14 protein-coding genes are annotated in these 13,617 nt (G+C 63.4%); 9 read left to right on the forward strand and 5 right to left on the reverse strand.

Going from position 1 to position 13,617, the window contains the following annotated elements; translation table 11 throughout:
- Positions 1-11: 11 nt before the first annotated feature.
- From H7A76_RS16725 to H7A76_RS16735, 3 genes are all read right to left on the reverse strand, one after another.
- Positions 12-338 (reverse strand): hypothetical protein, encoded by a 327-nt coding sequence (locus tag H7A76_RS16725; RefSeq protein ID WP_185699524.1) that lies wholly within the window; start codon positions 336-338, stop codon positions 12-14.
- Between the two features lie 84 nt (positions 339-422).
- Complete coding sequence (locus H7A76_RS16730; protein ID WP_185699525.1) at positions 423-1,637, reverse strand: MFS transporter; 1,215 nt, start codon at positions 1,635-1,637, stop codon at positions 423-425.
- Positions 1,638-1,751: 114 nt separating this feature from the next.
- Positions 1,752-2,393, reverse strand: a complete 642-nt coding sequence (locus tag H7A76_RS16735) for an HD domain-containing protein (RefSeq protein WP_185699526.1) — start codon at positions 2,391-2,393, stop codon at positions 1,752-1,754.
- A 179-nt stretch (positions 2,394-2,572) separates the two neighbouring features.
- Between H7A76_RS16735 and H7A76_RS16740 the strand changes: the two genes are divergently transcribed.
- Positions 2,573-3,052, forward strand: a complete 480-nt coding sequence (locus tag H7A76_RS16740) for a GNAT family N-acetyltransferase (protein ID WP_185699527.1) — start codon at positions 2,573-2,575, stop codon at positions 3,050-3,052.
- Between the two features lie 49 nt (positions 3,053-3,101).
- On the opposite strand, the gene H7A76_RS16745 is transcribed toward H7A76_RS16740, so the two are convergent.
- Positions 3,102-4,154, reverse strand: a complete 1,053-nt coding sequence (locus H7A76_RS16745; RefSeq protein WP_185699528.1) for an NAD(P)-dependent alcohol dehydrogenase — start codon at positions 4,152-4,154, stop codon at positions 3,102-3,104.
- A 183-nt stretch (positions 4,155-4,337) separates the two neighbouring features.
- On the opposite strand from H7A76_RS16745, the gene H7A76_RS16750 reads away from it, so the two are divergent.
- Entirely contained in the window at positions 4,338-5,228 is an 891-nt protein-coding gene (locus H7A76_RS16750) for an AraC family transcriptional regulator (protein ID WP_185699529.1), read from the forward strand.
- A 58-nt stretch (positions 5,229-5,286) separates the two neighbouring features.
- On the opposite strand, the gene H7A76_RS16755 is transcribed toward H7A76_RS16750, so the two are convergent.
- The gene (locus tag H7A76_RS16755; RefSeq protein WP_185699530.1) at positions 5,287-6,951 is read right to left on the reverse strand and encodes an electron transfer flavoprotein-ubiquinone oxidoreductase; all 1,665 of its coding nucleotides are present in this window, start codon (positions 6,949-6,951) and stop codon (positions 5,287-5,289) included.
- A 546-nt stretch (positions 6,952-7,497) separates the two neighbouring features.
- On the opposite strand from H7A76_RS16755, the gene H7A76_RS16760 reads away from it, so the two are divergent.
- From H7A76_RS16760 to H7A76_RS16790, 7 genes are all read left to right on the forward strand, one after another.
- Positions 7,498-8,247: an electron transfer flavoprotein subunit beta/FixA family protein gene (locus tag H7A76_RS16760; protein WP_185699531.1), complete on the forward strand. Its 750-nt coding sequence runs from the start codon at positions 7,498-7,500 to the stop codon at positions 8,245-8,247.
- Between the two features lie 2 nt (positions 8,248-8,249).
- On the forward strand, positions 8,250-9,179 hold the full coding sequence (locus H7A76_RS16765) for an electron transfer flavoprotein subunit alpha/FixB family protein (protein WP_185699532.1): 930 nt from the start codon (positions 8,250-8,252) through the stop codon (positions 9,177-9,179).
- Positions 9,180-9,257: 78 nt separating this feature from the next.
- Positions 9,258-10,082 carry an ABC transporter substrate-binding protein gene (locus tag H7A76_RS16770; protein WP_185699533.1) on the forward strand — a complete coding sequence of 275 codons (825 nt, stop codon included), beginning with the start codon at positions 9,258-9,260 and terminating at the stop codon, positions 10,080-10,082.
- A gap of 9 nt (positions 10,083-10,091) precedes the next feature.
- Complete coding sequence (locus H7A76_RS16775) at positions 10,092-10,448, forward strand: DUF4398 domain-containing protein (protein WP_185699534.1); 357 nt, start codon at positions 10,092-10,094, stop codon at positions 10,446-10,448.
- Entirely contained in the window at positions 10,445-11,257 is an 813-nt protein-coding gene (locus H7A76_RS16780; protein WP_185699535.1) for an OmpA family protein, read from the forward strand. The genes H7A76_RS16775 and H7A76_RS16780 overlap by 4 nt, the downstream gene beginning before the upstream one ends.
- 203 nt (positions 11,258-11,460) lie before the next feature.
- Entirely contained in the window at positions 11,461-12,900 is a 1,440-nt protein-coding gene (locus H7A76_RS16785; RefSeq protein WP_022643200.1) for a PLP-dependent aminotransferase family protein, read from the forward strand.
- 70 nt (positions 12,901-12,970) lie between these two features.
- Complete coding sequence (locus H7A76_RS16790) at positions 12,971-13,486, forward strand: translation initiation factor 2 (protein ID WP_409299740.1); 516 nt, start codon at positions 12,971-12,973, stop codon at positions 13,484-13,486.
- The last annotated feature ends 131 nt before the right edge of the window (positions 13,487-13,617 follow it).

Raw genomic sequence — 13,617 nt, forward strand, 5'->3', positions numbered from 1 at the left:
CGAATGGCCCGTTACTGGCTGCTGCCTTCGGAGCCCGAGCCGCCGGTGGTGGTCTTGGAGCCGGCGCCGCTCTTGCCGTTGTCCGGTGCCCCGGAGTCCAGGGTGCCGGCGCCGCCCTGGCGGTCGTTGTCGTTGCCCTGGATCCGTGGATCGGTGCCGGTGGCTGGTGGCAACGAGCCTTCATCCACGGTCGGCGGGTTGATGTTGATCTTCGGTGAGCCTTGGGTGGCCGGGGACTTGGGGCCTTCCACCGGGTTGGTGGGGCCGGTGGCGCCGGCCATGGCCACGCTGGACAACAGTCCGGCCAGGACCAGAGTTGAGAGTTGGACCTTGATCATGATGTCGCCTCCATTCGTTAGAGTCGCTACCTGATATTGGTCCGCCCGGACGGGGCCTTGGTGCCGAGGACACGACGAACGGTGTCAGGCTTCCCGGGCCTGGAGCCGTTGGCGCTGCCGCCAACCCAGGCGGCCAAGGCTGATCAGCCAGTTCAGCACGGCGATCGCCAGGACGCTGGACAGCAGGGCCTGGATGCCGGAGCCGACGATGAGCCTGCCGGCCAGCCAGGGGAAACCGAACACGCCGATGAAATAGGCCAGGCTGAACAGCAGCAATGCCTGGGAGGTACAACCAGTCGGTGCCTCGTTGGCGGCCTGGCCATTGATCACCGAGTAGGTCAAGCCATAACCGACCCCAAGCACCATGGCGGCCAGCAAGTAGCTGGTGCTGCTGTCCACGACGAACAGCAACAGCAGGACCGCCACCACCATCAGCCCCGACAGCAGGCAGGCGGCGCGGTACGGATCACGCTTGACCACCAGGCCAGCCAGCAGCATCCGGCTGGCGATGGCGGCGCTCATGAAGCCGATGAAGAACAGCGAGTAATCCACGCCCCTGGAGGGACCGTAGCTGGTCTGGAAGCTCGACAAGCCGCCGAAGACGCTACCGCTCAGGCCCACCATCAGGATCGGCAACGATGCCCCGGACCTGAGGACTCGGGCACTGCCACTCCAGGTGATCCTGGCCGCAGTGGCCTGCAGGTGGTTGGCCTGGTTGCGCAACCGGCCAGCCAGCTTCCAGAAGATCAGCACGCCCAGCAGGCTGGCCGCCGCGGCGATGAAAAAGGCGCTGCTCAACGGGTAGCCCAGGGCACTGGCCAGGCGCCCCAGCAGTGGCGCGCTGCCGATGCCGGTCATCATGCTGCCCGAGAGCAGGGCGAAGTAGCGGGCTCGGTGGGCCGGTTCCACCAGCATGGCGACGATGATCGGGCCCAGGGTATAGAACACCCCCCAGCCCAGGCCCAGGAACAGGCCGAACCCCAGCAGCGCCGGGCCAACCCCCGGGCTCAGGGCGAACCCCAGGCAGGCCACGGCCAGCAGGCTGCCGAACCAGGCCACCGAGCGGGCGGCGCCGAGCCAGTCGGAAAGGTGCCCGGAACCGATCACCGCGGCGAAAGTGCTGAGCATCGCCACGGCAATCACTTGGCCGGCGTCCTGTTCGTTACCGCCGTGACTGCCGATCAGCAACGCCAGGAGGAAGGTCGAGCCATAGGACAGCGACAACAGGTAGCTGCCCAGGCAGAACACGCCGAACACCGGGCCGGGGACCCGGGTGGCCGGGATAGAGCAGGGGGACATGCAGGCGCCTCTTCATGCTTGTGGTTATGCGGGGCTTTCTAGCATGACGGTGGCGGGCGTTGGTTGTATTCCTCGCTGCCTCAGGGTTAGCCGGCAGCGGAGTAAGAACGGGCGTTATTGGCCGATTTCCTCCAGCAGCGCCTGGCGAAAACGTACGAGGCGCTCATGCCGGACCTGGGCCAGGCGGCTGCCGGCGGCGGTCTGGAAGCCTTCGGCCAAGTGCAGCAGCTTGCTCTGGAAGTGGTCCAGGGTGAAGCGTGAGTCATCCAGTTCGCGGTGGCTGGCGCTTGGGTCGGCCGGGTCGTACAGGGCCCGGCCCAGGCGCCCCGAGACGTAGAAGGTGCGAGCCACGCCGAGCGCGCCCAGGGAGTCGAGACGATCGGCATCCTGGAGGATTCGCGCTTCCAGGGTGGTCGGCGTCAGCCCCGCGGAAAAACTGTGGGTGGCGATGGCATGGGCCACGGCCTCGATATCGCTGGCGCTCCAGTTCAGGTCGGCCAGGACCTGCCGTGCCCGCTCAGCCGAGAGCCGTGACGCCTGGGAGCGCAGCGGCGAGCTTTTTTCCACGTTCACGCAGTCATGGAGCAGGGTCGCGGCCAGCAACAGGCGCAGATCGCCGCCTTCCTCTGCGGCGATACGCCGGACGTTGCTCCACACCCGATACAGGTGGGACAGGTCGTGGGCGCCGTCGTCGTGGGGCTCGAAGGCATGGGGCAGCAGGCTGGCGGCCAAGGACTCCAGGGGCGCGAAAGTCATGGGCAGGCTCCGGTTGGCGGTTGGGCCGCCACTCTAACCGCTGACGCCGGTGGTGATAAGTATCGATGGGGTGCAAGGCCGATACGGAACATGGATGGCCGATGGCGGAGAAATGCCCGTGCATGTCTTTCGGCTGTCGTTCTAATATGGCCGACCTGATTCCGCCATGAGAACCGCCGATGACCGTCGAAATTCGTCCTGCGCTGCCCAGCGACGCCCCGCAGATCCTTGCGTTCATCACCGAACTCGCCGACTACGAGCGAGCCCGTCACGAGGTGATCGCCAGCGTCGCCGACATCGAGCGCAGCCTGTTCAGCGAAGGCGCCACGGCCCATGGCCTGATATGCCTGCGCGACGGTGTGCCGATCGGCTTCGCGGTGTTCTTCTTCAGTTATTCCACCTGGCTGGGCAGCAACTGCCTGTACCTGGAGGATCTCTACATCACCCCCGAGCAGCGGGGCGGAGGGGCCGGCAAGCAACTGTTGCGGCACCTGGCGCAGATCGCCTGCGACAACGACTGCGGGCGTTTCGAGTGGAGCGTGCTGGAGTGGAATGAACCGGCGATCCAGTTCTACAAGTCCCTGGGCGCGCAGCCCCAGGAGGAATGGGTCAAGTACCGCATGGATGGCGAGGTGCTGCGGGCCTTCGCCCGGGGTTGAGGCGCGGGCGCCAGCGATCCGGGTCGCTGGCGCCGTATGCAAGGGCGACTCAGCCCTTGAGGGTCGCCATGTCGATCACGAAGCGGTATTTCACGTCGCCTTTGATCATGCGTTCGTAGGCCTGGTTGATCTGGCGGATATCCAGCATCTCGATGTCGCAACGGATGCCGTGCTCGGCGCAGAAATCCAGCACTTCCTGGGTTTCGGCGATGCCGCCGATCAGCGAGCCGGCCAGCACCCGGCGGCCCATCACCAGCTTGCCGGCGTGCAGTGCCGGGTCCACCGGTTCGATCAGGCCCACCAGGATGTGCACGCCGTCAAAGCGCAGGGTATCGAGGTAGGGGTTGAGGTCGTGGGCTACCGGGATGGTGTCCAGGAGGAAGTCGAACTGCCCGGCCGCGGCCTGCATCTGTGCCGGGTCGGTGGACACGATCACGTGATCCGCGCCTTGTTGCCGGGCTTCCTCGGCCTTGCTCGCCGAGCGGGTGAACAAGGTCACTTCGGCCCCCAGGGCCTTGGCGAACTTGATGCCCATGTGGCCCAGGCCGCCCATGCCGAGAATCCCCACCTTGTCCCCGGCCTTGACGCCGTAGTGCTTGAGCGGCGAGTAGGTGGTGATGCCGGCGCAGAGGATCGGCGCGGCGCTGGCTGGGTCCAGGGACTCGGGGATGCGCACCACGAAATGCTCGCTGACCACGATGCTGTCGGAGTAGCCACCCATGGTGTTGCTGCCATCGATCCGGTCTGGCGAGGCGTAGGTCAGGGTCGGGCCCTGCAGGCAGTATTGTTCCAGGTTGGCGGCACAGGCCTCGCACTGGCGACAGGAGTCCACCATGCAGCCGACGCCGACCAGGTCGCCGACCTTGTGCCGGCTGACGCTGGAGCCGACGGCGGTGACCCGGCCGATGATTTCATGGCCCGGCATCAGCGGGTACACGGCGATGCCCCATTCGTTGCGGGCCTGGTGGATGTCGGAGTGGCAGACGCCGCAGTAGAGGATCTCGATGGCCACATCGTCCGGGCGTGGGCTGCGCCGCTGGAAGCTCATGGGGGCGAGGGGAGTGGTGGCCGACTGGGCGGCATAACCGATGGCGGTGTACATGGGGGGACCTCGCAAAGCGCTGACAAGTGAGGCGGCGCATTGTCGGCGCGAGGCTGGCGGGCAACCATGGCGATTCCTCGGCATGTCATGCCTATTCCTCCGCCATCGACGGTTTTCATGGGGCATTGGCCAACGGACCTGCGATGATGTTGGCATCCCCTCCCTTGCATGAAGTTTGCCCACATGTTGTTGACCCGCCATCTGGATGCCAATGCCCCCCTGGTCGCGCTGCTCGAGCCCCTGGCCAGTCGCGAGGGTTTCGCCGCTACTGCCTTGCCCGGGATCCAGGTGCTGCGGGCCAGCTGCGATGTGGCCCGGGGGCCGCAGATCTACGAGCCGAGCCTGATGATCATCGTCCAGGGCAGCAAGCTGGCCTACCTCGGCACCCGGACCCTGGAATACGGCGCCGGGCATTACCTGATCCAGGCACTGTCGGTGCCGTTCGAGTGCGAAACCTTCGCCTTGCCCGACGCGCCGCTGCTGGGAATCTCCATTGGCATCGACCGCGCCGTGCTCAGGGAGCTGGTACTGGCCATGGGCGTCGGTGATGGGCCCGCAGCCGCGGCGCAGACCCTGGAGTCCATGACCTCGGTGGTCCTCGACGACGGCATGCGCGGTTGTGTGGAGCGCTTGTTGCACTGCCTGCATGATCCCCTGGAGTGCAAGGTCATGGGGCCGGCGCGGGTCCGTGAGCTATTGTTCGCCGTCTTGCGTGGACCCCAGGCCGAAGCCTTGCGGGCACTGGTGGAGCAGCAGGGGCATTTCGCCCGGGTCGCCGCCTCGCTCAACCATTTGCACCAGCACTACACCGAGCCGTTGAATGTCGAGACCCTGGCTCGCTGCGCCAATATGAGTACTTCGACCTTCCATGAGCATTTCAAGCGCAGCACCTTGTTGTCGCCGGTGCAGTACCTCAAGCGCTTGCGGTTGCTCAAGGCCCAGCAATTGCTGCTGGGCGAGGGGCTGGGCGTGGCCCAGGTGGCTCATCGGGTGGGATACCAGAGCACCTCGCAATTCAGCCGCGAGTACAAGCGCTACTTCGAGCGCAGCCCGGGGGATGAGCGCGCGGCTTGAAGGCCGGAATGAAAAAGGCCCCCATTTGGGGGCCTTGGTGGAGGGGCAGGGCGTCGACCTACATGTTCGGGTAGGTCGGCCCGCCGGAGCCTTCCGGGGTGACCCAGGTGATGTTCTGCGCAGGGTCCTTGATGTCACAGGTCTTGCAGTGCACGCAGTTCTGGGCGTTGATCTGGAAGCGCTTCTCGCCGTCTTCCTGAGTGACCACTTCGTACACGCCGGCCGGGCAGTAGCGCTGGGCTGGCTCGTCGTACAGCGGCAGGTTGCGGCCCAGGGGGATGCTCGGGTCGGTGAGCTTCAGGTGGCAAGGCTGTTCTTCTTCATGGTTGGTGCCAGAGATGAACACCGAGCTCAATTTGTCGAAGCTCAGCTTGCCGTCGGGTTTCGGGTAGTCGATCTTCACGCAGTCCTTGGCCAGCTTGAGGCAGGCGTAGTCCGGCTTGGTGTCGTGCAGGGTGAACGGCAGCTTGCCGCCGAACAGGTTCTGGTCGACCCAGTTGAAGCCGCCACCGACGATGGCGCCGAACTTGTGGATCGCCGGGCCGAAGTTACGGCTGGCGAACAGCTCGTCATGCAGCCAGCTGGACTTGAACGCGCTGACGTAGCCGTTGAGCTCGTCGGCGCCTTCGGAACCGGCCAGCAGCGACTCGGCCACGGCATCGGCGGCCAGCATGCCGGACTTCATGGCGGTGTGGCTGCCCTTGATCTTGGCGAAGTTCAGGGTGCCCAGGTCGCAGCCGATCAACGCGCCGCCCTTGAACACCATCTTCGGCAGCGAGTTCAGGCCGCCCTTGCAGATGGCACGGGCGCCGTAGCTGATGCGCTTGCCGCCTTCCAGGTACTGCTTGAGCACCGGGTGGTGCTTGAGGCGCTGGAACTCATCGAACGGCGACAGGTAGGTATTGGCGTAGGACAGGTCGACGATCAGGCCGACCACCACCTGGTTATTCTCCAGGTGATAGAGGAAGGAGCCGCCGGTGTTCTCGGTGCCCATGATGTCCAGCGGCCAGCCGGCGGTGTGCACCACCAGGCCTGGTTGGTGCTTGGCCGGGTCGATTTCCCAGATTTCCTTGAGGCCGATGCCGTAGTGCTGGGCGTCGGCGTCGCTGTCCAGGTTGAAGCGCTTGATCAGTTGCTTGCCGATATGGCCACGGCAGCCTTCGGCGAACAGGGTGTACTTGCCGCGCAGTTCCATGCCCGGGGTATACATGCCGTCCTTGGGATGGCCTTCGCGATCCACGCCCATGTCGCCGGTGAGGATGCCGCGGACCACGCCGTTTTCGTCGATCAGGGCTTCCTGGGCGGCGAAGCCTGGGTAGATTTCCACGCCCAGGTTCTCGGCCTGCTGGGCCAGCCAGCGGCACAGGTTGCCCAGGGAGATGATGTAGTTGCCTTCGTTGTGCATGGTCTTGGGCACAAAGAAGTCGGGAACCTTGGTGGCGGCTTCGCCGTTGCGCAGGACATAGATGTCGTCGCGGGTGACCGGGGTGTTGAGCGGGGCGCCCAGTTCCTTCCAGTCAGGGAAGAGTTCGTTCAGGGCCCGTGGTTCGAACACGGCGCCGGAAAGGATGTGGGCGCCGACTTCGGAGCCTTTTTCAACGACGCAGACGCTGATTTCCTTGCCTGCTTCTGCAGCCTTCTGCTTCAGGCGGCAAGCGGCGGACAAGCCTGCGGGGCCGGCACCGACGATGACTACGTCGAATTCCATGTATTCGCGTTCCACTAGGCTATCTCCTACTCAAGGCTCAACGGTTTTTCTAATTGGAGGTTTGGCATTGTGTCCCGCTTTCTCCCATCGCCGATGGGGGAGAGGGGACGGACGACCGACCTTTCTCTTTGGGCGGCGCATTATATCTACACCACTCCTAGCGTCCAATACAAACGTTTGTTTGAAATTGCCGCAGGCCAGGTAAATCAAAGAAGCGCGGCTTATGAACGGCCATTTTGCCGTATTGACCGGAAAAGGTGTTCCGGTCAAGATACGGTCGGTTTTGCGCTCGCCGTAGGCTGACTGTTGGTCTCAAGAGCACCTCTAAAGACAGGGCAAAGGCAGTGAAGGTGATGCGCCGCGCAGCTTGGAAGTGCGCAGTTTACACGCCGCGATAATGAATGACTCGCCGGTCACCAATGACGAGCGGTCATCGCCCCCCGCGAGCAAGGTCAACCTTGGTGTGCCGGCGTTTTTGGAGGTGCCCTTGTGCCGATGAGCATCAACCGCCAGGTTCTCGCCTAGGCGACTTTCTTTTCACCGGAGAGTAACGAGGAATCCATGAAGGTTCTTGTAGCTGTCAAACGAGTGGTCGACTATAACGTCAAGGTTCGCGTCAAGGCGGACAACTCCGGCGTCGACCTCGCCAACGTCAAGATGTCGATGAACCCTTTCTGCGAAATCGCAGTGGAAGAAGCCGTACGCCTGAAAGAGAAAGGCGTGGCGACTGAAATCGTCGTCGTCTCCATCGGTCCCGCTACTGCCCAAGAGCAACTGCGTACCGCCCTGGCACTGGGTGCCGATCGCGCGATCCTCGTCGAGTCCGCTGAAGAGTTGAACTCCCTGGCCGTGGCCAAGCTGCTCAAGGCCGTGGTCGACAAGGAACAGCCACAGCTGGTGATCCTGGGTAAACAGGCCATCGACAGCGACAACAACCAGACCGGCCAGATGCTGGCGGCCCTGAGCGGCTACGCCCAAGGCACCTTCGCCTCCAAGGTCGAAGTGGCTGGCGACAAGGTCAACGTCACCCGTGAAATCGATGGCGGCCTGCAGACCGTTGCGCTGAACCTGCCCGCGATCGTCACCACCGACCTGCGCCTGAACGAGCCACGCTACGCGTCGCTGCCGAACATCATGAAAGCCAAGAAGAAGCCGCTCGAGACCCTGACTCCTGATGCTTTGGGCGTTTCCACCGCCTCCACCAACAAGACCCTGAAAGTCGAAGCGCCGGCTGCACGCAGCGCGGGCATCAAGGTCAAGTCGGTGGCTGAACTGGTCGAGAAACTGAAAAACGAAGCGAAGGTAATCTGATCATGACTATCTTGGTAATCGCCGAACACGATAACAAGGCGCTGGTCCAGGCCACCCTGAACACCGTCGCCGCTGCTGCCAAAATCGGTGGCGACATTCACGTGCTGGTGGCCGGTCAAGGCGTTGGCGCCGTGGCCGAGGCTGCTGCCAAAGTCGCTGGCGTGGCCAAGGTGCTGGTAGCCGACAACGCTGCCTATGCGCACCAACTGCCGGAAAACGTCGCACCGTTGGTCGCCGAGCTGGGTGCTGGCTACAGCCACATCCTGGCTGCCGCCACTTCCAACGGCAAGAACATCCTGCCGCGGGTCGCTGCCCAGCTGGATGTCGACCAGATCTCCGAGATCATCTCGGTAGAAAGCGCCGACACCTTCAAGCGTCCGATCTACGCCGGTAACGCCATTGCCACCGTGCAGTCCACTGCTGCGGTCAAGGTCATCACCGTGCGCGCCACCGGTTTCGATGCCGTTGCCGCCGAAGGCGGTTCGGCTGCGGTGGAAGCCGTCGGCGCGGCCCACGATGCCGGCAAGTCGAGCTTCGTCGGCGAAGAGCTGGCCAAGTCCGATCGTCCTGAACTGACCGCGGCCAAGATCGTCGTTTCCGGCGGCCGTGGCATGCAGAACGGTGATAACTTCAAGCACCTGTACGCCCTGGCCGACAAGCTGGGCGCTGCGGTCGGCGCTTCCCGAGCGGCCGTGGACGCAGGCTTCGTGCCCAACGACATGCAGGTCGGCCAGACCGGCAAGATCGTCGCGCCACAGCTGTACATCGCCGTCGGTATCTCCGGCGCGATCCAGCACCTGGCGGGCATGAAGGATTCCAAGGTGATCGTCGCGATCAACAAGGACGAAGAGGCGCCGATCTTCCAGGTGGCTGACTACGGCCTGGTGGCTGACCTGTTCGAGGCCGTACCTGAGCTGGAGAAGCTGGTCTAATCCAGCCGCTTCACTTATAAAGAGCCCGGCCTTTTGGCCGGGTTTTTTTTGTCTGTCGTTTATCGAGGGAGTGATGTCATGGATTTGCGCCGCATGAGTGGCTGGCCCGTGTTGCTGGGGCTGGCGCTGTTGCCCTCGCTGGCGATGGCAGTGGGCAAGTGCGAGCGGCTGGTGGTGACCGGCAGCCCCGATGCGCCACCCTACCTGTGGCGTGATCCACAGGATCCCAGGCACCTGATCGGTGCCAGCGCCGACTTGCTGCAGCAGGTGGCCGGGGAACTGGGGCTCAAGGTCGAGCTGCTGTATGCCGGCAAGCGCTCCGAGGCGCTCGAGGAGGTGCGTACCGGGCGCATGGACATGCTCGCCGATGCCCCGTTGACCCTCGACGAGCTGGAGTCCCTGGACTATATCCACCCGGCCCTGGTGCAGAACGACTATCTGGTCTGGACGCGCAAGGAAACGACCCTGGATTACCGCCAGTTGTCTGACTTGCAGGGCCACTCCGGCGCCGTTTCGGAAAAGGCCCGCCTGACCCAGCCATTCCAGGCCCTGGCCAAGGAGCAATTGCAGCTCAAGCGCCTGCCGAACCTGACCCAGGTTTTCCAGAAGCTGCTGCTGGGGGAGTTCGACTATGTGCTGGCGCCTCGCTACGCCGGCATGGTCATGGCCCAGTCCCTGGGAATGGCAGGCGACCTGGCGGCGTTTCCCCAGCCCATCGACAAGCCCGGATTGTTCCTGGCGCTGTCCCACAACTCGGCTTGCAATGATCCATGGTTGCGCGGACAGCTGGCAAAAAAGATGACAGAATTGCCCGCGTCCGGTCTGACGCAGGCCCTGTTGCAGCGCAATCTGGAGCGCTGGAAAGTCCAGTTGCAGCAACCCGTCAGCAGCCCCAAACCGTAGGAATCTTGTGTGACTATTCGACCTCTTTTTGCTGCCTTGGCCTTTCTGTCCATGGCCGGTTGTGCAACCGATCCGGCCCCCAACGAGCAGATGCGTCTGACTGCCCGGGCCCTGGAGCAGGCCAAGGCCGTGGGGGCTACGGCCGAGCAGGTGCCGGAATTGAAACTGGCCGAAGAAAAGTTTTCCCGGGCCCAGGGCAATATGCAGGATGAGTCCTACAAGAAAGCCCGGGTTCGAGCCGAGCAGGCCGAGCTGGATGCGCGCCTGGCCGAAGCCAAGGTGCTGACCCAGAAGAGCCAGGAGCAGGTGAACCTACTCAATACCCGCATCACTCGCCTGCGCAAGCAACTGGGGGATGCCCAATGAAGATTTCCAAACCGGTAGTTGGCAGTGCCCTGCTGTGGGTCTGCGCCAGCCTGGTGGGTTGTGCCGGCCAGCAGAGCGAGGAAGCCCTGCAACAGGCCTACAATGACTTCCAGAAGGTCAAGGAGGACTCCAATGTCCTGCGCAGCGCGCCCAAGGATGTGATCCGCGCCGGTGAGTCACTGGCCCGTGCCGATCGTCTTTCAAGCTATTGGGGCAGTGGTAGCGACGTGGAGCATTACGCCTATCTCAGCCGCCGCTACAGTGAGATTGCCCGGGAACACACCGAGCAGATGCTCAACCAGGAGCGCGCAGCCAAGCTCGAGCTGGAGCGCCAGCGCCTGCAACTGGCGTTGCGCGAGGCCAAGCTGAGCAGCGTGCAGCAGCAAGGCAAGTGGCTGGAGGAGCAGATCCTCAGCATGGCCACTACCCATACCGACCGTGGGCTGGTGATGACATTGGGCGACGTGTTGTTCGATACCGGCGAGGCGGAGCTCAATAACTCGGCCAACCGCATCGTGCTCAAGGTGGCCCAGTTCCTCCAGCTCAATCCCAAGCGCGTGGTGCGGATCGAGGGGTACACCGACAATACCGGGGAGCATCAGGGCAACCTGCAGCTGTCCCGCGACCGGGCCCAGGCAGTGGCGGATGTGCTGGTGGACCTGGGCGTCGACGAAAAGCGCATCCAGGTCGAGGGTTATGGCGACGACTATCCGGTGGAGGCCAACGCTTCCGAGCGCGGCCGGGCGCAGAACCGTCGGGTAGAGATCGTTTTCTCCGACGAGAAGGGCCAGCTCGGCGCCGCTCGCTGAGGTTCTGCCAGCTTTCATGAAAAACCCGATGCCTGACCGCATCGGGTTTTTTTATGCCTGCCCAACGGCTGGAAAAAAATTGCCGTGGTGCTTTTCACTGCCTGGTGTCCTCGACTATTGTGGAAACTGTCCCAGTACACTTCTAAACTGTGCCGGTATTGTTTCATACAAGAATAAAACACCGTGAAATCGGGTGCTGCGCCATGACCAATCTCTTGCTCTATCAACGTATCGCTCAGCAGTTGGCTGAGGATATTCGCCGTGGTGTCTACCAGCCGGGGGAGCGCGTGCCGTCGGTGCGCAAGATGAGCTCGCAGCTCAATGTCAGCCACGCCACGGTGCTGCAGGCCTACGCCAACCTGGAAGACCAGGGGCTGATCCGCGCGCGACCGCAGTCGGGCTACTACGTGCACCAGACGCCCGCGCTGACCGCGCCGACGCCGGATATCGCCCGGGTCGAGCGTCCGGGGCTGGTCACCCGCAGCAGCATCATCCAGCAGGTGCTGGTGGAGTCGCGCCGGGAAGGGGTGTTTCCCCTGGGGGCCGCGGTGCCCAGCGTCGACTACCTGCCCGTGCGCGCACTGCACCAGCAATTGGCCAAGGTCACGCGCTTCCATAGCCCTCGCGCCTTCAGCTACATGTTCAGCCCGGGATTCGAGCCGCTGCGGCGCCAAGTGGCAATCCGCATGCGCGATGCCGGCGTGGTGGTCGACCCGTCCGAAGTGGTGATCACCCACGGTTGCGTCGACGCGCTGCAGATGTCGCTGCGGGTCCTGACGCGACCCGGTGACCTGATCGCCGCCGAATCGCCGACCTATTACGGGTTGCTGCAACTGGCCGACCTGCTGGGGCTCAAGGTCATCGAGATCCCCAGCGATCCCTCCACTGGCATGAGCCTGGAGGCCTTGCAACTGGCGGCTAACCAGTGGTCGATCAAGGCCCTGGTGTTGACCACGCGCCTGAGCAATCCCTTGGGCGGCACCATGCCCGAAGAGCGGCAGAAGCAGCTGTTGCGCCTGGCGTCGGACTTCGATATCCAGGTGGTCGAGGACGATATCTACGGCGAGCTGATGTTCGAGGTCGGCCGGACCAAGTCCCTGAAGGCCTATGACCGCCTGGACCGGGTGATCTACTGTTCCAGCTTCTCCAAGACCTTGTCGCCCGGCGTACGCATCGGTTGGATGATCGCCGGCAAGTACCAGCAGGAAATCCAGCGCCTGCAGACCTTCAGCACCCATTCGGCCTGCAGCGTGACCCAGATGGCCGTCGCGGCTTACCTCGAGAACGGCGGCTACGATCGGCACCTGCGCTACATCCGCCAGGAGTATCGCAAGAACCTCAGCGCCTTCCAGCTGGCGGTCCAGCAGTACTTCCCGGAGGGCACGCAGATCACCCGGCCCACTGGCGGCTTTATCCTCTGGGTCAGCTTGCCGGGGCGGGTCAACACCCAGGAATTGCATGTCCGGGCCCTGCAACAGGGCATCAGCATCGCCCCCGGATTGATCTTCAGCAATACCGAGCAGTTCAACCACTGCGTACGCCTCAACTGCGGTACCCCGTGGAATCGCGAGGCCGAACGGGCGCTGATGACCTTAGGGATGCTCGCCAGCCAGCTGTGCCAGGAAGCGGCAGGCGGATTCTAAGCCCCATGCTTGTCATGGGGCGTGCAACGAGCGAGCATAGAGGCACCTTGTTCTCGATCTGCCTGTTTTTATGAAAGCCTTTCTTCCTACCATCTGGTTATGCACCTGCCTGTTGGGAGCGGCTGTTGCCATGCCCGTCCAGGCCGCTGCGCCTGTGGACAAGCCCGCTGCCGGTAGTGCTCGTTCGAGCCAGCCAATGGCCTCTGGCAAAGATCCGGCAAAGAAGGCTCCGGCCAGCAAAACCAAGTCCGGGGCCAATGCCGGCAAGACCCAGCCGGCGAGCAAGAAATCTGCTCCCGTCAAACAGTCCAAGTGGGCTTACCAGGACATCAAGACCCCGTTGGTCAGCCCCAAGCTGGACTTGAACCTGCCAACCGAAATGGTCAAGCACCTGCAACCCCTGGGTGCCGCGCCATTGCCCAAGCGCGCGCCGTTGCTGCCGCCGATGTTTGGCGAGAAGCCCAAGGAAAGTACGCCGTTCCAGCTCAATGGCCGTCTACTCACCAACGAGATGCAGCTGCAATTGCGCCGGGAAGAGCGCCGGGACATCGAGGGCGCCGCCCTGGATTTCGAGTTCAAGCAGTAAATTCTTTACCGCCCTTGTGACTGTCGTGGCCGACACTTTGTCGGAGACTGATCGGTCACGCACGGTTGTGCGTCAAATCCGTTCTTCGAGTAATTTTAAACGGCTGTTTTAGCGGTTACTCTTGGGCGGCG

It is taken from the genome of Pseudomonas sp. MSSRFD41 (assembly GCF_014230245.1).
Lineage (GTDB): Bacteria > Pseudomonadota > Gammaproteobacteria > Pseudomonadales > Pseudomonadaceae > Aquipseudomonas > Aquipseudomonas piscis.

Bases quoted from the DNA above. Each gene is read 5' to 3' on its own strand.
- H7A76_RS16725 (WP_185699524.1), bottom strand. From the start codon at position 338: ATGATCAAGGTCCAACTCTCAACTCTGGTCCTGGCCGGACTGTTGTCC.
- H7A76_RS16730 (WP_185699525.1), bottom strand. From the start codon at position 1,637: ATGTCCCCCTGCTCTATCCCGGCCACCCGGGTCCCCGGCCCGGTGTTC.
- H7A76_RS16735 (WP_185699526.1), bottom strand. From the start codon at position 2,393: ATGACTTTCGCGCCCCTGGAGTCCTTGGCCGCCAGCCTGCTGCCCCAT.
- H7A76_RS16740 (WP_185699527.1), top strand. From the start codon at position 2,573: ATGACCGTCGAAATTCGTCCTGCGCTGCCCAGCGACGCCCCGCAGATC.
- H7A76_RS16745 (WP_185699528.1), bottom strand. From the start codon at position 4,154: ATGTACACCGCCATCGGTTATGCCGCCCAGTCGGCCACCACTCCCCTC.
- H7A76_RS16750 (WP_185699529.1), top strand. From the start codon at position 4,338: ATGTTGTTGACCCGCCATCTGGATGCCAATGCCCCCCTGGTCGCGCTG.
- H7A76_RS16760 (WP_185699531.1), top strand. From the start codon at position 7,498: ATGAAGGTTCTTGTAGCTGTCAAACGAGTGGTCGACTATAACGTCAAG.
- H7A76_RS16765 (WP_185699532.1), top strand. From the start codon at position 8,250: ATGACTATCTTGGTAATCGCCGAACACGATAACAAGGCGCTGGTCCAG.
- H7A76_RS16770 (WP_185699533.1), top strand. From the start codon at position 9,258: ATGGATTTGCGCCGCATGAGTGGCTGGCCCGTGTTGCTGGGGCTGGCG.
- H7A76_RS16780 (WP_185699535.1), top strand. From the start codon at position 10,445: ATGAAGATTTCCAAACCGGTAGTTGGCAGTGCCCTGCTGTGGGTCTGC.
- H7A76_RS16785 (WP_022643200.1), top strand. From the start codon at position 11,461: ATGACCAATCTCTTGCTCTATCAACGTATCGCTCAGCAGTTGGCTGAG.
- H7A76_RS16790 (WP_409299740.1), top strand. From the start codon at position 12,971: ATGAAAGCCTTTCTTCCTACCATCTGGTTATGCACCTGCCTGTTGGGA.